This is a genomic window from Streptomyces sp. NPDC101132 (genome assembly GCF_044759225.1).
Taxonomy (GTDB): domain Bacteria; phylum Actinomycetota; class Actinomycetes; order Streptomycetales; family Streptomycetaceae; genus Streptomyces.
Genome location: NZ_JBIVYX010000001.1, coordinates 564441 through 586912 on the forward strand (window position 1 = coordinate 564441; position 22472 = coordinate 586912).

The following is a 22472-nucleotide window of genomic DNA, read 5'->3' on the forward strand; positions in this document are numbered from 1 at the left end:
CGGCTACCCGGCCCGGCCGTACGTACACGCACCCCCCGGCCCGCCGGCCGGGCTGCCGCGCCCCGCCCGCCGGGGCTATGATCACCGCGCCCGGCGGGCCGGGCGATCGCGGACCGGGGGGAACCATGGGGCGGACGAGCGGGGAGCCGGCGCGGGGCGGGCGGCGCGGGCCCGGGCGGCGCGCGTTCCTCGGGCTGGCCGGCGGGCTGGTGGCGGCGGGGCTGCCGGGGCCGGCCGGCTGCGCGGCGGAGCCGACCGCGGACCACCTCCGGGTGCGCACCGACACCGGGCCGCTGCGGGAGCGCTTCGCGCTGCTGGGCGAGCTGTCCGACGCGCACTGGCTGGGGTACGACGTCGACGCCGCCGGCCGGCGGGAGACCGTACCCGGTCCCGACGCGCGGATCCGGATGGTCGGGGTGGCCCGGCCGGCCGCGGACACGCTGCGGGCCGCCCTGGATTCGCGGCCGGACGGCGAGCGGTTCCGGGAGGCGCCCCCGCTCGGCGCCGTCCCGGCCCCGCTGGCCCCGTACCTGCCCGAGCGGACCGGCTGGCGGCAGAACACGGGGTACGACCTGCTGGTCCTCGGCGGGGGCGAGGGCGGGGCGGTCAACGACCGGGCCGACGGGCGGTTCCTGCTGCACGAGGGGCGCGGCCTGGTGTGGTTCGACGCGGTGTTCCTGCACGCCTGACGCCCTCCGGGCCGGCCCAGGACGGTGAGGGCTGCTCCGATGACCCCGCTGCTCCGGTGCCGCGGCCCGGGCGTGCCCGGTAAAGACACGGCCTAGAGCCGCTGGTACGTGCCCACGAGGGTGCCGGACGCCAGGGTCTGGTCGCGGACGGCGGCCAGTACGTCGGCCACGCCGGGCCGGCCGGGCAGCCGCACCGGCTGCGCGAGGGCGTAGAGGCGGAAGAAGTAGCGGTGCGGGCCGTGTCCCGCGGGCGGCATGGGGCCGCCCCAGCCCTCCCGGCCGAAGCCGTTGGGCCAGGGCCGGCCGCCGTGCGGCCCGGCGCCCTCCTCCACCCCGCCGGTCCACGGGTCGATGCCCGTGACCAGCCAGTGCAGGAAGGAGCCGCCCGGGGCGTCCGGGTCCTCGCAGAGCAGGAGCAGCTCCGCGGTGCCCTTGGGGGCCGCCGTCCAGGTCAGGGGCGGTGAGACGTCCTCGCCCTCGCCGGTGTACCGGCGGGGGATCTCCGCGTGGTCGGCGAAGACGGGACTGGTCAGCTGGATTCCGGTCACGGCCGCCGCCCTACCCGCCCGCGCCCCTCCCCGTACCGCTCCCGGCCCGCGATCCACCCGGCCGGCCGCCGAACCACCCGGCCGGCCGCGGAGGCCTCGCGGCGGACGGCCCGACGCCCGGGCCCGGCCTCCGTGCCCGCGGCCTCCGTGCGCCCCCGCGGCCGGCGACGGGCAGGGCTCGGCGCGGCGGGGCATCCTGGACTGGAGTGGTGCGCGGCGGCCGCCGCGCCCCTCGCGCCTTCCTGAACCCCCTGGGGGACGTCATGGAACTCGGCTTTCTGAAACCCCTCTTCTCGCGGCAGGGGCCCTGGGCCTCGGTGTACGTGGAGACCCGCCGCTCGACGGAGGACGCCCAGCAGATCCAGGCGCTGCGCGAGCGCGCCGTGGCGGCGCAGCTGATCGACGCGGGCGCCGACGCGTACACGGTGCGGGCGGTGGCCAACCAGCTGATGGCGGAACCGGTGCGCGGCGCCCCGCCCGGGCGGGCCCTGTTCGCCGCGGGCGCCGAGGTGGTGCTGGACGTCCCGCTCGGCCGGGCGCCGGCCGCCACCGAGGCGACCTGGTCGTTCCTGCCGCACATCGCGCCGCTGGCGGACCTGCGCGGCGACGGGCCGGTCTGCCTGGTCGCGTCGGTCGACCGGACCGGGGCCGACCTGGAGCTGCGCGACGGCCTGCGCCGGGAGCCCCTGGGCCAGGTCCAGGGCACCGAGTGGCAGGGCCGCGGGCACCGGAGCATGCCGGACGACCGGCACGAGTGGCACTACCGGAACAAGGTGGAGAACGCCTGGAACGAGACCGCCGGCACCATCGCCGCCGAGGTCGCCCGCCAGGCCCGGGAGTGCGGCGCGGAACTGGTCGTGCTGGCCGGCGACCAGCGCGAGCGGCGGGCGGTGCTGAACCGGCTGCCGGACCAGGTGCGGGCGGCGGCCGTCGAGACGGCCGTGGGCGGCCGGTCCCCCGGCGCGTCCGCGGAGGCGCTGGACCGGGAGGTCGCGCTGGCCTGCGAGAGGTTCGCCCAGGAGCGGGTCACGAACGCGCTGGAGCGGTTCCGGATCGGCCGCGGCAGGCCGGGCGAGCACCGCGAGGCCGGCGTGGACACCGGCCCCGGTGAGGCGGCCGAGGGGGTGCCGGCCGTCGTGGACGCCGTACGCACCCACCAGGTGGCCACCCTGCTGCTCGCTCCGGAGGGCGCGGACGCGGGGCGCTCGGTGTGGATCGGGCCCGGTGTGGACGACGTGGCCGTGCAGCGCGGCCAGGCGAAGGCGATCGGTGTGGACAAGCCGGTTCCGGCGCGGGCGGACGACGCCCTGCTCCGGTCCGCGGCCGCGGCGGGCAGCGAGGTCCTGGTGGTCCCGGCGGGCATGCCGGGCCCGGCGGGCGGCCTGGGCGCGGTCCTGCGCTGGAGCACCTGAGACCGGCGCCGGAGCACCTGGGGGCCCGGCGGCCGGAGCACCCGCGGCCCGGCCGGCCGGCACGTCACCGGGGCCCCGCCCACCCGCCCCCGACCGGGGGGCGGTGCGGGTCGGGGCCCCGGTGTGACCCCGTACGGCGTCACACGTTCTTCATGCCCCGTGCATGGTCCTCGGGCGGCGGCGCGTTCATGATCGGCAGGGTCGTGCCCGGCACCGTCCACCCGAGGAGCAGTCCCGCATGTCCAGCCGTCGTACGTTCCTGGCCGGTTCGACCGGCGTGCTCGGGCTCGCCGCCGCCCCCGCCGCACTCGGCGCCCCCGCGGCGCACGCGGGTGCCGTACCGGCAGCGGCACCCGCACCGGCGGCCGCCGCGGACGCGGCGGAGGCTGCCGCGAGCCGGCCGCCGAACCTCGTCGTGGTCCTCGCGGACGACCTCGGCTACGGCGAGCTCGGCGCGTACGGGCAGAAGGCGATCACCACGCCCCGCCTCGACCGGCTCGCGGCGGAGGGACTGCGCTTCACCGACGCCTACGCCACCGCCGCCGTCTGCGCCCCGTCCCGGTGCTCCCTGCTGACCGGCCTGCACACCGGGCACGCGACGGTCCGCGCCAACCCCTCCTCGGGCGGCCAGGGTTCGCTGACCGCCGGCGACACCACCTTCGCCCAGGTGCTGCGGGCCCGCGGCTACCGCACGGCTGTGGTCGGCAAGTGGGGCTTCGGCCCCGAGGCGGCCGGCCAGGAGAGCCACCCGGCCGCCCGCGGGTTCGAGGAGTTCTACGGGTACCTCACCCACAGCCACGCGCACGAGTACTACCCCCAGTACCTGTGGCGCAACGACGCCAAGGAGCCCATCCCGGCCAACGCCGGCGGCGCGAAGGCGGTGTACGCCCCGGACCTCCTGGAGCGGCGTGCCCTGGAGTTCATCGACGCGCACGCGGACGAACCGTTCCTCCTGCTGCTCACCCCGAACCTGCCGCACGCCCCCAGCGACGCACCCGACACGAGCGCGTACGCCGGCCGCGGCTGGACCGTCGCGAACCAGGGCCACGCGGCCCAGGTCAGCCTGTTCGACGCGCTGGTGGGCAAGGTGGTCGACCGGCTCCGCGCCCACGGTCTGGAGCAGGACACCGTCGTCCTCGTCACCAGCGACAACGGCCCGCACGAGGAGGGCGGGGTGAACCCGGACCTGTTCGACGCGAACGGCCCGCTGCGGGGCTACAAGCGCAACCTCTACGAGGGCGGCGTCCGCGTGCCCCTGATCGCCTGGGGCCCCGGCCGGGTCCGGCAGGGCACCAGCGACCGCCCCACCCCGCTCACCGACGTGCTGCCCACCCTCGCGGAGCTCGGGGGCGCCCCCGCCCCCACCGACGTGGACGGGCTGTCCGCCGCTCCCCTGCTGGCCGGCGGCACCGACGCGGCGCGCCACGACCACCTGTACTGGTTCCGCGACGAGTGGGGCGTCACCGCCCGGGCCAACGCCGAGGACGCCAAGCGCGCGACCTGGCTCGCCGAGGCGCTGCGCCGCGACGACTGGAAGGCCGTGCGCTTCGCGCCCGAGCGGAACCGCGCCCTGCCCGACGACAAGTGGCAGGTGGAGCTGTACGACCTGGCCACCGACCTCGGCGAGACCCGCAACGTGGCCGACAAGTACCCCTCCAAGGCGGCCGAGCTGGTGGCGCTGATGCGCTCGTCCTGGCAGGACGCGTACCCGCGCCGGCCGTTCGGCACCCGGCTGGCGCTGCCCGGCCTCGCGGTCCCCGGCCAGGCGTTCACGGTCACCGCCACCCTCGACAACGGCTCCGCGCGCGCCTGGACCTCCGCCGCGCTCACCCTGGACGCGCCCGCCGGCTGGGCCGTTTCCGCCACCACCGCCATGACCGCCGGCCAGCTCGCCCCGGGCGTCCGGCTCACCGTGTCCTGGCAGGTCACCCCGCCCGCCGGCGCCGCGCCCGCGACCTCGTGGGCGTTCACCGCGCAGGGCACCGCGCTGACGCCGGCCGGCCCGGTGCGGTACCCGGCGACGGGCAGCGTGCCGACCCCGCCGCCCGCCCCCACCCGCGACTCCTACCTCTCCGACCTCACCTGGATCAGTGCCACCAACGGGTGGGGCCCGGTGGAGCGGGACGCCTCCAACGGCAAGAACGCGGCCGGCGACGGCCCGCCGATCTCCTTCGGCGGTACGACGTACGCCAAGGGCCTCGGCGTCCACGCGCCCAGCGAGATCGCCTACCACCTGGGCGGCGCCGCCGCGCGGTTCACCTCGCTGGTCGGCATCGACGACTTCTCCGCGAAGCAGAGTTCCGCCGGGGCCACCCGGGCCCTGGTGTACGGCGACGGCCGGCTGCTGCTCACCACACCCACCCTGACGGCGGCGGCCGGTCCGGTGCCCGTCGACCTCGACGTCCGGGGAGTGCGCGTGCTGCGGCTGGTGGTGGAGGACGCCAACGCCCGTACCTCCTTCGACCACACCTCGTGGGCCCTGGCCCGGGTGACCGTCCCCTGAGTCCTCCGAGTCCTCCGAGTCCCGCGGACCCGGCGCCACAGCGCCGGGTCCGCCGTGCCGCGGGGGCCGGCGTCAGGCCCGGGCCGGGCTCAGGAGCGGGCCGCCGTCACGCCGGGTCCGCCGCCACCCGGAAGCCGATGTTGCCCGTCGAGCTGTCCGGGGTGTTGGAGCTGCGGGCGGCGACCCGGTAGCGGTTGCAGTACGAGTCGTGGCACAGGTACGAGCCGCCGCGCATCGCGCGGGCGGTCCCCGGGCCGGGGGCGAACCGGTCCGCGCACCACTCCCACACGTTGCCGACGGTGTTGTGGAGGCCGTAGCCGTTGGGCCGGTAGGACTTCACCGGCGCGGTGCCCGCGTACCCGTCCTCCGCGGTGTCGAGGACGGGGAAGTCGCCCTGCCAGATGTTGCACATGTGCCGTCCGCCGGGCGTCAGTTCGTCGCCCCACGGGTAGCGGCGCTGCTCCAGGCCGCCGCGGGCCGCGTACTCCCACTCGGCCTCGGTGGGCAGCCGGGTGCCGGACCAGGCGCAGTAGGCCTGCGCGTCGTTCCAGGAGACGTGGACGACGGGGTGGTTCTGCCGGTCGGTGACGTGCGAGCCGGGCCCTTCGGGGTGGCGCCAGCTCGCGCCTTCCACCGCGCGCCACCAGGGGACGGCGTCGACCGGAGGGGAGACCGCGGCGACCGCGTGGGTGAGGAAGGCGCCGAACGTGAAGGAGAAGCCGAAGCGTTCGGCCTCGGTGACGTGTCCGGTGGCCTTGACGAAGGTGGCGAACTGGGCGTTGGTCACGGTGGTGGCCGCGATCCGGAAGGGCGCGACGGTCACCTCCCGCACGGGGCCCTCGGCGTCCGCGGGGAAGCCGTCCGGGTCGTCTGTGCCCATCAGGAAGCGCCCGCCGGGCAGGGCGAGCAGCTGCCGGGCCACCCGGGAGGCCGGCGGGGCGGGGGCCGGCGGCGCGAGGGTGAGGACGGGCTCCGGGGCGGGGCCCTGGGCGTGGGCGGGGGTGCAGCACTCGTGCACGGCGGCTCCATGGGGCGTTACGGGCGGCGGCCGGGCCCCGGTGCGCGGCGGCACCGGGGCCCGGCCCGGGGTGGTGCGTCGGTACGGGCCGGGGCGGGCTCCGTGCCGGACGGCGGGGGCCGCGGCGCCGGGGCCGCGGGGCGGGTCAGGCCGTGCGGTCGGCGGCCAGCCGGGCGGCCAGGGCGGGGATGCCAAGGGCCTGTTCCTCGGCCGGGGTGGCCTGGTGGAGCCTGTTGGTCAGCTGGTACGGGTCGTCCGTCAGGTCGTAGTACTCGCGGAACTTGACCTGGCCGGTGCCCGAGACGGTGCCGTCGGCGTCGGTGGTCAGGTCGTAGTACTCGGTGTACTGGCGGTCCTTGGCGACGTACGAGGACCAGGTCGGCACCCCGCCGGCGGCGGTGCCCTGCTTCCACCACTCGACCAGCAGGTGGTCGCGGGCGGCGGAGGAGAGGAGGGACGTGCCGTCCTGCGGGGCGGTGGGGGTGATGCCCGCCGCGTCGAGGACGGTGGGCGCGATGTCGATGTTGGCGACGATGCGGCTGTCCACGGTCCCCGCGCCGAGTCCGCCGGCCGGCCAGGAGAGGTAGAACGGCACCTCGTGGGCCGGGCGGTAGGGCACGGACTTGGCGGTCCAGCCGTGGTCGCCCCAGCTGAAGCCGTTGTCGCCGATGTAGATGACGAGGGTGTTGTCCAGCTGGCCGAGGGCCTGGAGCTTGTCCTTGAAGGCCTGGACGGCGTCGTCCACGGAGAGCAGGGTGCGCAGCTGCTCGGCGCGGATGGCCTTGCCGTCGGCGAGGGTGCCGGTGGCGTTCCGGACGTAGGCCGGCTTGTCGCTGCGGTCGTTCTCGGGGACGGAGGGGCGGCCGTTCCAGTCCGGCACGGAGGTTCCCGCGTACTTGGCCTCGGGGGTGCGCGGACCGTGGGAGGCGTACGGGGTGACGTAGGCGAACCACGGCCGGGGGTCGGTGGCGGCCTTGTCGAGGAAGCCGAGCGTGCGGTTCCTGATGATGCTCGTGGTGTAGCCGTTGATGGTCTGGACGGTGCCGTTGACGTTCCACTGCGCGTCGTTGTAGCCGGGCTGGAGGAGGGCGAACTCCTCGAAGTGCGGCGGGTTCTGGGCGAGCGTCCACGAGTTGAGGTACTTGCCGAACAGTCCGGTGCGGTAGCCCGCCTGCCGGAGGTACTTCTGCAGGGTGGTGCTCTGGTCGAGCGCGTACGAGGCCTTGTTGTTGCGGACGCCGTGGTTGTGGGCGTGGCGGCCGGAGAACACGCTGGAGCGCGAGGGCGAGCACAGCGGGGTGGTGACGTGCCCGTGGGTGAACTTCACGCCCTGGCCGGCGAGCCAGGCGACGGTCTTGGGCAGGGCCCACTCGGTGTGCTTCGGCTGGTCGTCGGTGACGATCAGCAGGATGTTGGGGCGGCCGGCGGCAGCGGCGGGGCCGGCTCCGGCGACCTGTGCGAGTGCGGGTACGGCGGTGGCGGCGGCCACGGCGGTGGCGGCGCCGAGGAAGCCGCGTCGGCTCACCGGGGGTCGTCCGTTGTCGCTCATGTTGTCCGTTCCTCCTGGGTGCGTGTGCGCAGGGGGGCACGGCGGACGGGCCGCCGGGCCGCGGTGCGGAAGGGGAAGGGGCAGGGGGAGGGGCGGGCGCGGTCAGCGCGCCGGGGCGACCGTACAGAGGGCGCTCGCCAGGCGTCCTTGGTCGACGTGGCGGCGCGCAGTGAGGATTCCTGCTGCCATGGCGACGAGGTTAGGTGAACCGGAACGCCGGTTCCATGTACGGCGGATGAAATGGGCAGTGCCCCGGACCGTGGTCGGTCCGGGGCACTGCCGGTGGGGCCTGGATCAGCCGTGCTTCACGTCGCCGGTGGCTCCGGACTCCAGGTAGACGGTGGTGCGGTCGCCCTGCGGGACGAGCCCGGCACCGGCACCGAACTCGCCGGCGTCGCCGGCCTCTCCTGGCAAGGCGGGTGCCTCGGCACGGCCCCGACGGAGACCCGTACGGGCGCCGTCGCGGCCCGCACGGACGACATCAGGCCGTGGATCGAGAAGACCATCGCCTCGACCTTCTTCCTGATCGGCGCCGGCTCCAACCGCGCCCTGGACGTGGCGGGCCCCGCGTGGGACGCGCCGGTCCAGATCTGGGACGCCTGGGGCGGCCCGAACCAGCAGTTCACGTACACCGACGCCAAGGAGCTCCGGGTCTTCGGCGACATGTGCGTCACCCCGTCCGGCGGCGTCGCGAAGGCCGGGGCCCGGCTCATCTCCTGGCCGTGCAACGGCGAGGCGGCCCAGAAGTGGAACGTCAACGCGGACGGCACCATCACCGACGCGGCGAACGGACTCTGCCTCAACGTCAGCGGCGAGAAGACGGAGAACGCCTCGCCGATCGGTCTGTGGTGGTGCAACGGCAGGCCCAACAACCTCTGGAAGAAGGCCTGACCGTGTCCGACTCCCGCAAGCGGTCCACCCGTACCGGCACGACGGCCGTGACGGCCACCGCCGTGGCGGCCGTCGCCGCCGGCCTGCTGGCCGGCCCGGCCTCGGCCCTGACCGGCACCCCGGCGGCCGACGGCGCGTTCACCCACACCGCCCGTCTCACCGTCGGCGAGGGCGACACCGCCCGTGCCTGCACCGGCGTCCTCGTCGCGGCCGACGCCCTGCTCACCGCGGCCGACTGCTTCGCCGCCCGGCCCGGGGAGCGGGTGGCGGCCGGCAAGCCGGCCCGGAAGTCCACCGCCGCCGTCGGCGACCAGACCGTCGAGGTGACCGCCCTCGCGCCCCGCGAGGACCGTCAGCTGGTGCTGGCGCAGCTCGCCCGGCCGGTCACCGAGGTCGCCCCGGTGCGGCTCGCCACCGCGGCTCCGGCCGCCGGCACCGCCGTCACGGCGGCCGGCTTCGGCCGGACCAGGACCGACTGGGTGCCCGGGAAGGCGCACTCCGGCGCCTTCGACACCGTCACCGCGGACGCCACCACGCTGCGGCTCAAGGGCAGGTCCGGGGCCGGCGTGTGCAAGGGCGACGCGGGCGGCCCCGTACTCGCCGCGGACGGCACCCTCGTCGCGGTGAGCAGCCGCTCCTGGGGTGCGGGCTGCCTCGGCACGGACCCGGCGGAGACCCGTACGGACGCGGTCGCGGTACGCGCCGACGGCCTGGCCGACTGGATCACGCAGACCCGCGCGCTGGCCCCGGGCTGGAAGACGGAGGCCCTCGTGCAGAGCGGCGCCGGTCTCCACCAGGCCATCCGGCTGGCCGACGGCACCTGGACCGGCTTCACCGACGTCCAGGCCGCGGCGGGCGGCGTCGGCGGCGTGCGCGCGGCCTCCGTGGCCGGCGTCAACGGCGACACGCACGTGGTCGTCCTGGCCACCGACGGGCGCCTGCACCACACCGTCCGCACGGCGGACGGCCGGTGGGGCACGTTCGGGCACATCGGCGCGGTGGCGGGCACCCTGGAGAACGTCACCCAGGTGTCCACCGTGTCGGTCGGCGCCGACCTGCACGTCGTCGCCGTGGCGGGCGGCCGGGTGTTCCACACGGTGCGGAACGCCACCGGCCACTGGACCCCGTTCGGCGACGTCGAGGCGGCCACCGGCCCGATCGGCGACGTCAGCCAGGTGGCCACGGCCAGTGCGGGCGGCGCGCTCCAGGTGATCGCCGTCAGCGGCGGCAGGGCCCTGCACACGCTGCGCGCCACGACCGGGCACTGGACGGCGTGGGGGAACGTCGCGCAGGCGGCCGGCCCGACCGGTCCGGTCACCTCGGTGGCGATGGCCGGCACCGGCGGCGACGCGCACGTGGTCGTCGCGACCGACGGCGGCACCCGCCAGTACCACGCCATCCGCAGGGCCGACGGCCGCTGGGACTCCTTCGGGGACCTGGCGGGCGTCCTCGGGAACGTCACCGCGGGGTCCGTCGCCGCGGCCGGTGTGGACGGCGAGCTCCAGGTGGCGGTCACCACGGCCGACGGCCGCGTCCTGCACACCGTGCGGCACACCGACCGCACGTGGGCGAAGACCGTTCCGGTGACCGCTCCGGGTCTGCCGGGCACCCCGGGGGCGGTCGACCTCGCCGGCACCCTCTGACGGCCTCCGGGCCGCCCACGGCCGAGGGGCCGTTCCGGATCGCTCCGGAACGGCCCCTCGCCGCGTTCGGTCGGACGGCCTCCGTCAGACCGGTTCGGGCTGCGGCTCGCGGCGCTGTTCCGGCACGCGTACCGCCGCCGGCTGCCGGTCCCAGTGCCGGGTGGTGCGTACGTAGCCGTACACCACCGAGCCGGTCGCCAGGATGAGCAGCGGTCCGTACAGCCAGGGCAGGCCGGCCATCTCCTCCGGCAGGTAGCGGTACGAGGCGAGCAGCGCGGCGAAGACCACGGTGCCGTGGCCGACGAGCAGGGTGGCGCGCCGGTCCCAGCCCCGGTCGAGCGCGCGCAGGGCGGCCTCGATGGTGAGGGTGAACACCACGCCGGCGATGATGTCGGCGCCGTAGTGGTAGCCGAAGCCCAGCGTGGCGCCGAGGGTGGTGACCAGCCAGAAGACGCCCAGCAGCCGCAGGGCCAACGGCCCCTTGCGGGAGTGGATGAAGATCGCCGTGGCCCAGGCGGTGTGCAGGCTGGGCATGCAGTTGCGCGGGGTGACCTCGTCGAAGGGCATCGGCTGCGGGGTGGTGAGGGCGGGCGGCGTGTGCGGCCACAGGTCGGCCACCGCCCAGTGTCCGCCGTCGGCGCCGTACGCGAAGATCGGTCCGACCACCGGGTAGATCATGTAGATGCCGGGGCCGAGCAGGCCGATGACCAGGAACGTGCGCACCAGGTGGTGACCGGGGAAGCGGCCGTCGGCCGCCACGTTGCGCAGCTGGTGGACGGCGACGACGATCGCGGCGACGGCGAGCTGGATGTAGACCCAGTCGAGGACGTGGGCGCCGACGGAGCCGGTGGCCTCGACGATCCGGCCGACCACCCAGGAGGGGTTGCCGAGTGCGTGGTCGGCGGTGGCGACGTACTGGTCGAGGACCGTGGGACGGGTCTTCGACGTGATCATCAGCCAGGTGTAGCCGGTCTTGCGGCCGGCCACGAGGAGCAGGGCGAGGCCGACGCCCTTCAGCAGCAGGACGCGCTCCCGGCCGGTGCGGCGCGTGAGGGCGATGACCGCGTGGGCCAGCACCACCAGGAGGGGTCCGTTGCCGGGCATCTGCTCGGCGCCGACCGCCCAGCGCACCAGGAAGAAGACGAGGTCGATGGCGATCGCCGCGCCGGCCGCGACGAACCGCCGGCGCCAGGTGAGCACCACCATCATCAGCGCCATGCTGCCGTAGAGCAGCGGCGCGGACCGCGGCGCGAAGATCACTTCGCGCGCCTGGGTGGTGATCGGTCCGGGCACGCCGTAGTGGCGCGCCGCGATCTCCAGCGCGACGAGGAAGCCGAGGCCCACGGCGCCCGCGGCCGCCCACAGCGCGAGGCGTCTGCGCCGGCCGGCGGGGTCGTCCCCGGGGCCCCCGGGTGCGGCGGGGCCGCCGGCGGTGGAGGTGGCGTCGGCGGTCGCGTCGGCAGCGGCGTTCGCGGCGTCCCCGCGGGAAAGAGTTCGCCCTGTGTGAGATATCAATTTTCAGCCGATTTGTTTACATTTCAAAATGATCGAATGAGAAGTTCGAACATGTTAACGGAATCGGCTGCCGGAGACGATCTGCTTCAGGCCGCCGGGGTCACCCACGGCGCGAAACGCACCGCGCCGCCCGCCCGGACGGCCTCGACCGCGCTCTGGTGAACCGACCGGCTCACCCGCGGATCGGGACAGGCGACCGGGCTGCCCGCCAGGGCGTACCACTCCCCGCCGTCCTGGTACTGGACGGCCACTCTTGCGCGGCCCTGCTCCCACTCGGTGTGCACGGTGAGTTCCCCGGTCAGGGTCCCGCCGCCCTCGGTGAGGACGCCGCCCGGCCCGGCGAACACCCCGGGTGTGGTCCACGATGCCGATTCCGATTCCATGCGTGCTCACCTCGTCGCGGCGCGGTCCTCTGCGTGCCCCTACGGGCCCGCCACGTGAGGACGGAAAGAGTCCGCCCACTTCTCGCGGGTCCTGATTGTGCGGTGCACGGCCGCCGGCCGCTCCTCCGCATCCTCACTCCGGCTCTTTCCGCCACTCTCATGACACCACGCCCACGGGTCCCCCGCCAGGGCCGACCGGTACCCCGGTGCGTGCCCGGGCGGCCCTCCCCCGGTGCCCCGGAGGCCCACCGCGTCAGAGACGCGTCAAGGGATCCCCGCACGCCGTATGGAGGGCGTCAAGGCCATCCGGCACCGCCCCCGGCGTGCGGTCTGATCGGTCCAGGCCAGTGAGGCCGGAAAGCACTTCATCACTTCGTCCACAGGAGCTCGCGATGGCCGATCTGGCCTTCGTCCTCACCACGGTCGCGGTCTTCGCGCTGGTGGGTCTCGTCGCCAAGGGGGTGACCAAGCTGTGACCGCCGAGAACGTCGTCGGCCTGATCGTGGCCGTCGCCCTGCTGGGATACCTCGTCCTCGCCCTCGTCAAGCCGGAGAGGTTCTGAGCACGCCCATGAGTTCCCAGACGGCTGGCCTGCTCCAGCTCCTCGCCCTCATCGCCGCGCTGGCCCTGTCCCACCGCCCGCTCGGCGACCACATGGCCAGGGTCTACTCCTCCGGGAAGCACTACGCGCCGGAGCGCTGGATCTACCGGGCCATCGGCGCCGACCCGGACAGCGGGATGCGCTGGCCCGCGTACCTGCGCGGCGTCCTCGCGTTCTCCGCGGTGGGCGTCCTCTTCCTGTACGCCCTCCAGCGGGACCAGGGCGTCCTGCCCGGCTCGCTCGGCTTCCGGGCCATCGACCCGGACCAGGCCTTCAACACCGCCGCCTCCTTCGTGGCCAACACCAACTGGCAGTCGTACGCCGGTGAGCAGGCCATGGGCCACGTCGTGCAGACCGGTGGCCTCGCGGTGCAGAACTTCGTGTCCGCCGCGGTCGGCATGGCCGTCGCCGTGGCCCTCGTACGGGGCTTCGCGCGGTCCCGCACCGGCGAACTCGGCAACTTCTGGGCCGACCTGGTGCGCGGCACCGTCCGGATCCTGCTGCCGCTGTCGGTGATCGGGGCGGTCGTCCTGGTGGCGTGCGGCGCGATCCAGAACTTCGCCGGGATCCACGAGGTCGGACAGTTCACGGGCGGCACGCAGCAGTGGAACGGCGGCGCGGTCGCGTCGCAGGAGGTCATCAAGGAGCTGGGCACCAACGGCGGCGGCTACTTCAACGCCAACTCCGCCCACCCCTTCGAGAACCCGACCCCGTTCTCCAACCTCTTCGAGGTCTTCCTGATCCTGGTCATCCCCTTCGCCCTGACCCGCACCTTCGGCCGGATGGTCGGCAGCCTGAGGCAGGGCTACGCGATCCTCGCCACGATGGCCACGATCTGGCTCGGCTTCACCGCCCTGATGATGTGGACGGAGTTCGCGCACCACGGGCCCGCGCTCCAGGCGGCGGGCGGCGCGCTGGAGGGCAAGGAGACCCGGTTCGGCGTCGGCGCCTCGGCGCTCTTCTCGGTCGCGACGACGCTGACGTCCACCGGCGCGGTCAACTCCTTCCACTCCTCGTACACCGGCTTCGGCGGCGGCATCCAGCTGCTCGGCATGCAGCTGGGCGAGATCGCGCCCGGCGGCGTGGGCTCCGGCCTGTACGGGATGCTGGTCATGGCGGTCATCGCGGTGTTCATCGCCGGCCTGATGGTCGGCCGCACGCCGGAGTACCTGGGCAAGAAGATCGGCACCCGCGAGATCAAGTTCGCCGCCTGCTACATCCTGATCACCCCGGCCCTGGTGCTGTGCTTCACCGCCGCCGCGATGGCCCTGCCCACCCCGCCGCACTCGATGCTCAACTCCGGTGCGCACGGCTTCTCCGAGGTCCTGTACGCGTACACCTCGGGCGCCAACAACAACGGCTCCGCCTTCGGCGGCCTCAACGCCGACACCCAGTGGTACAACACCACGCTCGGCCTGGCGATGCTCCTGGGCCGCTTCCTCCCCATGGTCTTCGTCCTCGCGCTCGCCGGCTCGCTCGCCGAGCAGCGCCCCGTCCCCGCGACAGCGGGCACGCTGCGCACGGAGAAGCCGCTGTTCACCGGCCTGCTGGTCGGCTCCATCATGATCATCACCGGTCTGACCTACTTCCCGGCGCTGGCGCTGGGCCCGCTCGCCGAAGGGCTGGCGTCATGACCACGAACACGAAGAAGCAGGACGCCATGCCCCTGGCCCAGGACACCGCCATCGGCGCGGCCACCACCACCAGCGCCCCGCACCAGGACGTGCCGGCCGGCCCCCGGCCGGGCCAAGGGCGCGTGGGCGGCGGGCTCTTCGACCCCGCGCAGCTGCTCAGGTCCTTCCCGGAGGCGGTGCGCAAGCTCGACCCGCGCGTCATGGTCAAGTCGCCGGTCATGTTCGTCGTCGAGATCGGTTCGGTGCTCACCACCGTCCTGGCCCTCACCGACCCGGGCGACTGGTTCGGCTGGGCCATCGCCGCCTGGCTGTGGCTGACCTCGATCTTCGCGAACCTGGCCGAGGCGGTGGCCGAGGGGCGCGGGAAGGCCCAGGCCGACACCCTGCGGAAGGCCAAGACCGACACCGTCGCCCGCCGCCTGACGTCCGCCGGCCAGGAGGAGTCCGTACCCGGCACCGGGCTGCGCGTCGGCGACCTGGTCGTCTGCGAGGCGGGCGACGTCATACCCGGCGACGGAGACGTCGTCGAGGGCGTCGCCTCCGTCGACGAGTCCGCGATCACCGGCGAGTCGGCACCCGTCATCCGCGAGTCCGGCGGCGACCGCAGCGCGGTCACCGGCGGCACGAAGGTGCTGTCCGACCGGATCGTCATCAAGATCACGACGAAGCCCGGCGAGACGTTCATCGACCGGATGATCAGCCTCGTCGAGGGCGCGGCGCGGCAGAAGACCCCCAACGAGATCGCCCTCAACATCCTGCTGGCGTCCCTCACCGTCGTCTTCCTGCTGGCCGTGGTCACGCTCCAGCCCTTCGCCGTCTACGCGGGGGCAGAGCAGTCGATGATCGTGCTGGCCGCGCTGCTGGTCTGCCTGATCCCGACCACCATCGGCGCCCTGCTCTCCGCGATCGGCATCGCCGGCATGGACCGGCTGGTCCAGCGCAACGTGCTGGCCATGTCCGGCCGCGCCGTCGAGGCGGCCGGCGACGTGTCCACGCTGCTGCTCGACAAGACCGGAACCATCACCCTCGGAAACCGGCAGGCCGCCGAGTTCGTCCCGGTGCGGGGCACCACCCGGGCCGAGGTCGCCGAGGCCGCCCGGCTCTCCTCGCTGGCCGACGAGACCCCCGAGGGCCGCTCGGTCGTGGTCCTCGCGCAGGAGGCGTACGGGCTGCGCGAGCGCCACCGGGGCGAGCTCGCCCACGCGGAGTGGATCGGGTTCACCGCCCAGACCCGGATGTCCGGCGTCGACGTCGAGGGCCGGAGGATCCGCAAGGGCGCGGCCGGTTCGGTCATCGCCTGGGTGCGGGAGCGCGGCGGCACCGTCGCGGACGACGCCCGAACCCTCGCCGACACCGTCGCCGCGGCCGGCGGCACCCCGCTCCTGGTGGCGGTCGAGGACGACCGGGGCGCCCGGGTCCTGGGCGTCATCCACCTCAAGGACGTGGTCAAGCCCGGCATGCGGGAGCGGTTCGCGGAGCTGCGCCGGATGGGCATCAGGACGGTCATGATCACGGGCGACAACCCGCTGACCGCGAAGGCCATCGCCGAGGAGGCGGGGGTCGACGACTTCCTCGCCGAGGCCACCCCCGAGGACAAGATGGCGCTCATCAAGCGCGAGCAGGCCGGCGGCAAGCTGGTCGCGATGACCGGCGACGGCACGAACGACGCCCCGGCGCTCGCCCAGGCGGACGTCGGCGTGGCGATGAACACCGGCACCTCGGCCGCCAAGGAGGCCGGGAACATGGTGGACCTGGACTCCGACCCCACCAAGCTGATCGAGATCGTCGAGATCGGCAAGCAGCTCCTGATCACCCGCGGCGCGCTGACCACCTTCTCCATCGCCAACGACGTGGCGAAGTACTTCGCGATCATCCCCGCGATGTTCGCGGTGGTCCACCCGGGCCTGGACAGGCTCAACATCATGGGCCTGGCCTCCCCCCAGTCCGCGATCCTCTCCGCCGTCGTCTTCAACGCGCTGATCATCGTCGCGCTGGTGCCGCTGGCCCTCCGGGGCGTGCAGTACCGGCCCACCAGCGCCGACCGGATGCTCCGCCGCAACCTCGGCCTCTACGGACTCGGCGGCCTGATCGCCCCGTTCGTCGGCATCAAGCTCATCGACATGGCTCTCTCCCTCATCCCCGGAATCGGCTGATCTGCTGTGAACAACTCCGTCTCCGGCGCGGCGCGGCTGCTCGGCGCCGGCCTGCGCGCCCTCCTCGTCCTGACCGTGCTCTGCGGCGTCCTCTACCCGCTCGCCGTGACCGGCATCGCCCAGGCCCTCTTCCGTGACCGGGCCAACGGCTCCGAGATCACCGGCAGGGACGGCGAGGTCGTCGGCTCGGCGCTGATCGGCCAGCGCTACGACCTGCCGAAGAAGGACCCGGACGACGCGGACGAGGCCGCCCGGCCGGACCTCAGGTGGTTCCAGCCGCGCCCGTCCGCCGGTCTGGGCTCCAACAGCGTCAACACGCAGTACGCGCTCCTCGTGTCCGGCGCCACCAACAAGGCCGCCGACAACCCCGACCTCGTGAAGGCCGTCGAGGATGCGAAGGCGGCGGTGGTCGCCGACAACACCACGGCGACGTACGCGGTGAAGCCGTCCGACGTGCCGGCCGACGCCGTGACCTCGTCCGGCTCCGGACTCGACCCGCACATCTCCCCCGCCTACGCCGAACTCCAGGTGCACCGCGTCGCGGAGCGGAACGGCCTGCCGGTGGACCGGGTGGAGCGCCTCGTCGCGGACCACACGGAAGGCCGCACCCTCGGCTTCCTGGGCGAGCCGCGCGTCAACGTCCTCCGGCTGAACGTCGCTCTCAAGTCCCTGACGGCCGGCGGCTGATCGGGCCGCGCGTCCCTGCGGAACGCTCGGCGGGGTTCCCCGCCGAGCGTTCCGCAGGGGCGGCGGTCCAGCGCGGCGCCGGCCTGCCCCCGGCCCGTTCCCGGGCCTTGCCCGGAGGCGGAGAGGGTTGGCCGGACCGGTGTCCGGCGGGCTTCCGCGGGATATCGTGCCACCAGACGGTATGAGGAGAGCAGGTCATGATCGACGAGGCACAGGAGTCGTCCGCGGACACGGTCGCGGAAGGCTCGCCCGACGCGGCGGTGGCGCTGCTCGCCCGGCGGATCGAGTACCTGTTCGCGTACGTGCAGCCCCTGGGGCGGCGCTACACCCTCCAGGAGGTCGTGGACGGCATCAAGGAGGCCGCGGGGCCCGGCGATCCGAAGCTGTCGGTGGGCCGGCTGTGGGCCCTGGCCAAGGGCAAGGCGGACAACCCGACGGTGGGGACGCTCCGCGTGCTCGGCGAGTTCTTCGGGGTGCCGCTCGCCTACTTCATCGACGACGAGGTCGAGGCCCGCGTCTCCGCGCAGCTCGCGCTGATCGCCGCGATGCGGGCCAACGACGTGCGCTCGGTCGCGCTGCGCGCGGCGGCGGTGGCGACCATGTCGACCCAGGGCATCGAGGCCGTACGGTCCCTCATCGAGCAGGGCGACGCCCGGCCCGGGGGGCCGGTGGCGGAAGGGCCGGTGGCGGAAGGGCCGGTGGCGGAGGGGCCGGTGGCGGAGGGGCCGGCGCCTTCGGCGCGCTGATCCGGCGGTCGGGGGCAGGGCCGGCTCCGCCCGCGTCCGGGCCGCCGCACGCCGTCCCGGGGGCCCGGCCGCGTAACGCCGGGGCCGCGGAGGCGGTGGTTCCGGGGTGTCCCGGGGTGCCCCGTCGGACGGTCCGGGACGTCCCGCATCCTGGCCCGACTTGTCCAGGACGCGTGTGGATCTCTAGCGTGCACCCCGGGGAAGTCTGACCGGGCACGGCTGTGCCCGGGAGCTGTATCGGGGGGCACGGAACACTATGACCAGCGCGGTGCACGACGGGCGCGAGCTGCGGACGAGGTGCCGGAGGATCGTCCAGCGCTTCGATCTGCCCCATCCGTTCGAGGTGGAACACCTCTGCGAGGCCGTCGCCGCGGAGCGCGGCCGGCCGCTGCGGCTCCTCCCGATGCCCGCCGCGATGCCGGCGGCCACGGGGGCGTGCGGCATGTGGGTGGCCTTCGGAACGGCCGACCACGTCTACTACAACGTGGTGACCAGCCGGCCCCACCAGACGCACATCATCCTGCACGAGCTCGCGCACATCCTGCTCGACCACCGGGAGCAGACGGCGCCGGAGCCGGCGATGCTCGCGCAGCTCTTCCCGGACCTCGACCCCGCGATGGCCGCCCGGCTGCTGGGCCGGACCCGGACGAAGTCCACGACGCGGCAGGAGCAGGAGGCCGAACTCCTGGCCTCGCTCATGTGGCAGCACTTCGACGCGGCGCCCGCCGCCCTGCCCACGGCCGGCCGCGACGCCGCCGACGCCCTGCGGCGCGTGCTGCGCGCGTTCTCGCCCCGGACCACGCCGAGGTTCCGGTGAGGGTCTTCGAGTGGTGTGTGCTGCCGCCGCTGTGGCTGCTGGTCCTCTGCAAGGCGCCGAGCCTGCGGGCGGCGCCGCGGCAGCACCGTGTCATGTGGGTCATGTGGGCCGTGTTCGCCCTCGCGTTCACCATCGGCTCGCCCGCCCTGCGCCGCCACATCGACCACGCGGTCGGCGTGGAGAGCTTCACGAACCTGCCGGTCCACATGCTGTCGCTGGCCGCGTTGGGAGTGCTCGGCGCGTTCATCCGGGAGCTCTCCGGGGTGCGCGGGCGGCGCCGGGTGCGCGGCCCGTGGATCCTGTTGGGCCTCGCGGAGGCCGGTCTGGTCGTGGCGTTCGCCGCGACGCCCCTGCCGGACGGCGAGGCACACCTGCTCGCGGTCCGGTCGCCCTCGATGACCGCGTACTGGACGATCTTCCTCGGGTACGTCCTGCACGCCGTCGTGAACGGGATGCTGCTGTGCCGCCGGTACGGGCGGCACGCCTCGCCCGGCCCGTCCCGGACCTCCATCCGGCTGCTCGGCCTGGCCTGCACGTGCGGCCTCCTCTACGTACTGCACCGGCTGGTCCACCTCCTGGCGGGTGCGGCCGGGTGGCCGGGCCTCGGCACCACCGGAGTGGTCGTCACCACGCAGGCCCTGCTGTCCTGCACGATGCTGCTGCTCGTGGCCGGTGTGCTGTGGCCCTCGCTTGCGGAGACCGCGCGGCGGGCCCGGCTGCGCCGGCAGGTGCGGGCGATCCGCCCGCTGTGGCGGCTGCTCACGGAGGCCACGCCGGAGGTCGTCCTGCCGCTGGCCGGCGGGCTGGGCAGGGACGTCGAGCTGATCCGGTACCGCTACGTGATCGAAGTCCGCGACAGTGCCCTGGCGTTGTCCGGCCACGTCTCGCCCGGGCAGCGCGAGGCGGTACGCCGTGCCGTGGCCGGCCACGGCGCCGTCGCCCCGGCGGAGCGCGAGGCGACCGCGGAGGCGGTCGTCCTGCTGCTCGCCGCACGGGCCGAACGCGCCGGTGCGCGGCCCCGGTTCCCGGAGCACGCCCTGGTGCAGGAGGGCGCCGACCTGGAGACCGAGGCCGAGTGGCTGGGCAGGGTGGCCGCCGCCGTCCGCGCCCCGGCGGCGGCCGAGCTGGCCGGCCGCCTGTGGGCGGGGGCGGGTACGGAGGCGGGGCGGGAAACGGGAGCCGAGCGGGAAACGGGAGCGCGGCGGGACACCGGAGCGGGTCCGGGTCCCGGTCCGGGCCCGGGTCCCGGTCCCGGAGGCGGTCACCGCCCGGGTGCGGGGGACGCCGTGCCGGCCGCCCCCCGCACCGCGGGCTGATGCCGCGCCCCGTCCTACAGGGTGCCCGCGAGCGCGATGCCGCCGAGGGTGCCCGTCAGTCCGTCGAGCGCGACCGGCGCGGTCGTGGCCCACGTGCCGTCGGCGCGCCGGGTGGTGTGCAGCACCTTGCCGTCGGCGGTGGTGGCGGCGAGCTGGAGCTCACCGTCGACGGAGCCGGCGCCGAAGGACTTGACGGTGATCTGGCCCAGGTACGGGGTCAGGCTGCCGAACGGCGTCCAGGTCCCGTCGCCCTTGCGCAGGGAGTGGTACTGGCGGGTGCCGTTGTCGGTGGCGACCACGATCTGCGCGTCGCTGCCGGTGCCGGCCATGGCGACCGCGGTGACCGGTCCGGTGGCGCCGGCCGCGCCGGCGACGTCGCCCCACTTGGCCCACGTACCGTTCGCAGCGCGGAGCGTGTGGTACGCCTTGCCGCCGCTGACGGCGATGACCTGGAGCTGGCCGGCGGTGTGGGCGGTGGCCACGGCGGTCACGGTGCCGATCGGGCCGGCGGCGCCGGTGACGTCACCGAAGACGGTCCACGTGCCGTCCTGGCGGCGGACGGTGTGGTGGGGCCGCCCGTTGGCGACGGCCAGGACGTGCAGTTCGTGGCCGATGGAGACCGCGGACAGCTGGCTGACGTTCGACAGCGGGCTCGCGGCCTGGTTCACGTCACCGAAGGCGCCCCAGGTGCCGTCGGCCTTGCGGACGGTGTGGTGCACCTTCCCGTCGCCGCCGAGGGCGACGACGTGGGTGTCGCCGTTGATGCCGGCGACGGCGGAGGCGCGGACGCCGCCGATGCCGCCCGCCTTCGCCTCGACGTCCGCGGCGTCGGTCCAGGTGCCGTCGGCCAGGCGGATCGCCTGGTACAGCTTGGTGCCGCCCTGGACCACGGCCTCGGTCTTCCAGCCGGTGGTGAGCGCGCGGGTCTGCTGGATCCAGTCGCGGATGTCGTCCACCCGGGCGTCGAAACCGCCGGTACGGGTCTCGTCGGCGGGGCCGTCGAGGCAGCCGGCGTGCCAGGTGAGGCTGGTGACGCCGACCAGGGCGGGCTTGCCGTTCTCGGTACGGACGGCCGGTCCGCCGGCGTCGCCCTTGCACAGGGTGGTGTCGGCGGCCTTGGGCGTGAGGTCGAAGCCGGTCGCGGAGGCGGTGCCGGCGGTGAACTCGGCGGTGTGGAGCTCCTGCGGCGCCCATTCCGACGCGGTGCGGCCGTACCCGCCGACCTTCAGGGTCTCCCCGGCCGCGGGAGCCGTGCGGGACAGCGCCAGCGGGGCGATGCCGGCGGCGGGCCTTTCCAGCTGGGCCATGACCAGGTCGCGGTCGGCACGGGTGACCAGCTTGGTGATCTTCGACGTGTGGCCGCCGAGGACGGGGAGCAGCTTCCGGCCGACGGTGACGGTGGTGTCGTCCTTGGGCGCGCCGTCGGTGACGGTGTTGCTCTCCGCCGGCTTGTCGGCGAAGCAGCTCTTGGCCGCGATCACCCAGCTGGGGTCGACGAGCGCGGCGGAGCAGAACCGCTTGCCGGCGCCGATGTTCAGCTGCGCGTGGTAGGCGATCTCGGCGGTGCCGAGGGGCTGCCCCGCGCCGACCGGGGCGGAGGAGCCGGTGACGTTCAGCTGGAGCAGCACGGCCCGCTTGGGGTCGGCCGGGTCGGCCTCGCCGAAGCCCTTGGTGGTGTCGCGGGGGACGGTGAGGTTCGAGGTCTGCCCGTCGATGGAGATGTCGGCCTTGAGGTCGCGTCCGACGGTCTCGATGCGGTAGGCCCGCGGGATGCTCACCGTCAGGGAGCCGGTCCGGCCGGCCCGGAAGCAGATCCTGGAGTCGCTGGTCAGCAGGTTCCGCGCCCAGACCATGATCTGGTAGGGGCCGGAGCAGGAGGTGTGGGTGATGTTGCCGTCACCCGCGATGAGGTCGGCGCCGGTGGCGGCGAGGACCGCCGAGCGGTAGGGGTACGCGCCGTCCTCGACCGCGAAGGCGGCACCGGCGTTGGCCGGCGGCACGGTCTCGGCGGAGGCGGTCTGCGCGGGTGCCCCCAGGACGACCGCGGCGGTGGCGGTGGCGGCGGCCAGCCATCTGTGTGTGCGCACTGAGATTTCACTTTCCTGAAAGTCGCCGCCGCGTCGGGTGCGGGGCGAGGTGAAGTCCGAAGAGAGCCTGAGCAGCTGAAAACTGGGCACATCCGCACCGTTGGGGGTGCGGTGTTGGCCTGGGGATGCCCCGAGCATAGCCGGTGTTTTCACTAAAGTGGATCCGGATCGGGGGCGACAACTGCTCCGGCATGTGCCACTCTTGGGCCTCGCCCGGTGTGGACCGAAAGCAACGCCGGGCACCTGGGGGCCTGTTCACTCGCGAACTTCCGGCCCGCCG

The 22472-nt window shown here is 74.5% G+C and carries 19 protein-coding genes; 13 read left to right on the plus strand and 6 right to left on the minus strand.

Annotated elements, in window-relative coordinates:
• Positions 1-125 precede the first annotated feature (125 nt).
• Positions 126-689: a hypothetical protein gene (locus ACIQUR_RS02595; protein WP_403657045.1), complete on the plus strand. Its 564-nt coding sequence runs from the start codon at positions 126-128 to the stop codon at positions 687-689.
• 92 nt (positions 690-781) lie between these two features.
• Here ACIQUR_RS02595 and ACIQUR_RS02600 read toward each other — a convergent pair whose 3' ends face one another.
• Positions 782-1237, minus strand: coding sequence for a YbhB/YbcL family Raf kinase inhibitor-like protein (locus ACIQUR_RS02600; RefSeq protein WP_403657048.1), 456 nt, complete (start codon positions 1235-1237; stop codon positions 782-784).
• Positions 1238-1500: 263 nt separating this feature from the next.
• On the opposite strand from ACIQUR_RS02600, the gene ACIQUR_RS02605 reads away from it, so the two are divergent.
• Both ACIQUR_RS02605 and ACIQUR_RS02610 read left to right on the plus strand, forming a co-directional pair.
• Positions 1501-2649: a hypothetical protein gene (locus ACIQUR_RS02605; protein WP_403657051.1), complete on the plus strand. Its 1149-nt coding sequence runs from the start codon at positions 1501-1503 to the stop codon at positions 2647-2649.
• Between the two features lie 238 nt (positions 2650-2887).
• On the plus strand, positions 2888-5152 hold the full coding sequence (locus ACIQUR_RS02610; RefSeq protein WP_403657054.1) for a sulfatase-like hydrolase/transferase: 2265 nt from the start codon (positions 2888-2890) through the stop codon (positions 5150-5152).
• Positions 5153-5258: 106 nt separating this feature from the next.
• Here the strand turns inward: ACIQUR_RS02610 and ACIQUR_RS02615 are convergent, their stop codons facing one another.
• Positions 5259-6170, minus strand: a complete 912-nt coding sequence (locus tag ACIQUR_RS02615) for a formylglycine-generating enzyme family protein (RefSeq protein ID WP_403657057.1) — start codon at positions 6168-6170, stop codon at positions 5259-5261.
• A 145-nt stretch (positions 6171-6315) separates the two neighbouring features.
• Positions 6316-7719: a sulfatase gene (locus ACIQUR_RS02620; RefSeq protein ID WP_403657060.1), complete on the minus strand. Its 1404-nt coding sequence runs from the start codon at positions 7717-7719 to the stop codon at positions 6316-6318.
• A 300-nt stretch (positions 7720-8019) separates the two neighbouring features.
• Between ACIQUR_RS02620 and ACIQUR_RS02625 the strand changes: the two genes are divergently transcribed.
• Together ACIQUR_RS02625 and ACIQUR_RS02630 are read left to right on the plus strand one after the other, a co-directional pair.
• Entirely contained in the window at positions 8020-8610 is a 591-nt protein-coding gene (locus ACIQUR_RS02625; protein WP_403657063.1) for an RICIN domain-containing protein, read from the plus strand.
• 2 nt (positions 8611-8612) lie between these two features.
• Positions 8613-10253 (plus strand): trypsin-like serine protease, encoded by a 1641-nt coding sequence (locus ACIQUR_RS02630; protein ID WP_403657066.1) that lies wholly within the window; start codon positions 8613-8615, stop codon positions 10251-10253.
• 84 nt (positions 10254-10337) lie between these two features.
• Here ACIQUR_RS02630 and ACIQUR_RS02635 read toward each other — a convergent pair whose 3' ends face one another.
• Together ACIQUR_RS02635 and ACIQUR_RS02640 are read right to left on the minus strand one after the other, a co-directional pair.
• Positions 10338-11618: a phosphatase PAP2 family protein gene (locus ACIQUR_RS02635; protein ID WP_403657976.1), complete on the minus strand. Its 1281-nt coding sequence runs from the start codon at positions 11616-11618 to the stop codon at positions 10338-10340.
• A gap of 236 nt (positions 11619-11854) precedes the next feature.
• The gene (locus tag ACIQUR_RS02640) at positions 11855-12151 is read right to left on the minus strand and encodes a hypothetical protein (RefSeq protein ID WP_403657069.1); all 297 of its coding nucleotides are present in this window, start codon (positions 12149-12151) and stop codon (positions 11855-11857) included.
• Positions 12152-12498: 347 nt separating this feature from the next.
• Here ACIQUR_RS02640 and ACIQUR_RS02645 point away from each other — a divergent pair, with 347 nt between their 5' ends.
• The 8 genes from ACIQUR_RS02645 to ACIQUR_RS02680 all read left to right on the plus strand — a co-directional run bounded on the left by ACIQUR_RS02645 (position 12499) and on the right by ACIQUR_RS02680 (position 20105).
• Positions 12499-12627, plus strand: coding sequence for a hypothetical protein (locus tag ACIQUR_RS02645; RefSeq protein ID WP_403657072.1), 129 nt, complete (start codon positions 12499-12501; stop codon positions 12625-12627).
• Positions 12624-12713, plus strand: coding sequence for a K(+)-transporting ATPase subunit F (gene kdpF / locus ACIQUR_RS02650; protein ID WP_361431180.1), 90 nt, complete (start codon positions 12624-12626; stop codon positions 12711-12713). Before ACIQUR_RS02645 ends, kdpF begins: the two co-directional genes overlap by 4 nt.
• Positions 12714-12721: 8 nt before the next feature.
• Positions 12722-14386, plus strand: a complete 1665-nt coding sequence (gene kdpA, locus ACIQUR_RS02655) for a potassium-transporting ATPase subunit KdpA (protein WP_403657075.1) — start codon at positions 12722-12724, stop codon at positions 14384-14386.
• Positions 14387-14412: 26 nt separating this feature from the next.
• Positions 14413-16539: a potassium-transporting ATPase subunit KdpB gene (gene kdpB, locus ACIQUR_RS02660; RefSeq protein ID WP_403657979.1), complete on the plus strand. Its 2127-nt coding sequence runs from the start codon at positions 14413-14415 to the stop codon at positions 16537-16539.
• A gap of 6 nt (positions 16540-16545) precedes the next feature.
• Positions 16546-17226 (plus strand): potassium-transporting ATPase subunit C, encoded by a 681-nt coding sequence (locus tag ACIQUR_RS02665; RefSeq protein WP_403657078.1) that lies wholly within the window; start codon positions 16546-16548, stop codon positions 17224-17226.
• A 197-nt stretch (positions 17227-17423) separates the two neighbouring features.
• Positions 17424-17972: a hypothetical protein gene (locus ACIQUR_RS02670; protein WP_403657081.1), complete on the plus strand. Its 549-nt coding sequence runs from the start codon at positions 17424-17426 to the stop codon at positions 17970-17972.
• 256 nt (positions 17973-18228) lie between these two features.
• Positions 18229-18789 (plus strand): hypothetical protein, encoded by a 561-nt coding sequence (locus ACIQUR_RS02675; protein WP_403657084.1) that lies wholly within the window; start codon positions 18229-18231, stop codon positions 18787-18789.
• Positions 18786-20105, plus strand: coding sequence for an MAB_1171c family putative transporter (locus ACIQUR_RS02680; protein ID WP_403657087.1), 1320 nt, complete (start codon positions 18786-18788; stop codon positions 20103-20105). The genes ACIQUR_RS02675 and ACIQUR_RS02680 overlap by 4 nt, the downstream gene beginning before the upstream one ends.
• A 14-nt stretch (positions 20106-20119) precedes the next feature.
• Here the strand turns inward: ACIQUR_RS02680 and ACIQUR_RS02685 are convergent, their stop codons facing one another.
• On the minus strand, positions 20120-22192 hold the full coding sequence (locus ACIQUR_RS02685; protein WP_403657090.1) for a trypsin-like serine protease: 2073 nt from the start codon (positions 22190-22192) through the stop codon (positions 20120-20122).
• Between the last annotated feature and the right edge of the window lie 280 nt (positions 22193-22472).

Excerpts from the sequence above, each read along its gene's own strand:
- ACIQUR_RS02620 (WP_403657060.1), bottom strand. The coding sequence starts at position 7,719 with ATGAGCGACAACGGACGACCCCCGGTGAGCCGACGCGGCTTCCTCGGC.
- ACIQUR_RS02670 (WP_403657081.1), top strand. The coding sequence starts at position 17,424 with ATGATCGACGAGGCACAGGAGTCGTCCGCGGACACGGTCGCGGAAGGC.
- kdpA (WP_403657075.1), top strand. The coding sequence starts at position 12,722 with ATGAGTTCCCAGACGGCTGGCCTGCTCCAGCTCCTCGCCCTCATCGCC.
- ACIQUR_RS02605 (WP_403657051.1), top strand. The coding sequence starts at position 1,501 with ATGGAACTCGGCTTTCTGAAACCCCTCTTCTCGCGGCAGGGGCCCTGG.
- ACIQUR_RS02610 (WP_403657054.1), top strand. The coding sequence starts at position 2,888 with ATGTCCAGCCGTCGTACGTTCCTGGCCGGTTCGACCGGCGTGCTCGGG.
- ACIQUR_RS02595 (WP_403657045.1), top strand. The coding sequence starts at position 126 with ATGGGGCGGACGAGCGGGGAGCCGGCGCGGGGCGGGCGGCGCGGGCCC.
- ACIQUR_RS02640 (WP_403657069.1), bottom strand. The coding sequence starts at position 12,151 with ATGGAATCGGAATCGGCATCGTGGACCACACCCGGGGTGTTCGCCGGG.
- kdpB (WP_403657979.1), top strand. The coding sequence starts at position 14,413 with ATGCCCCTGGCCCAGGACACCGCCATCGGCGCGGCCACCACCACCAGC.
- ACIQUR_RS02675 (WP_403657084.1), top strand. The coding sequence starts at position 18,229 with ATGACCAGCGCGGTGCACGACGGGCGCGAGCTGCGGACGAGGTGCCGG.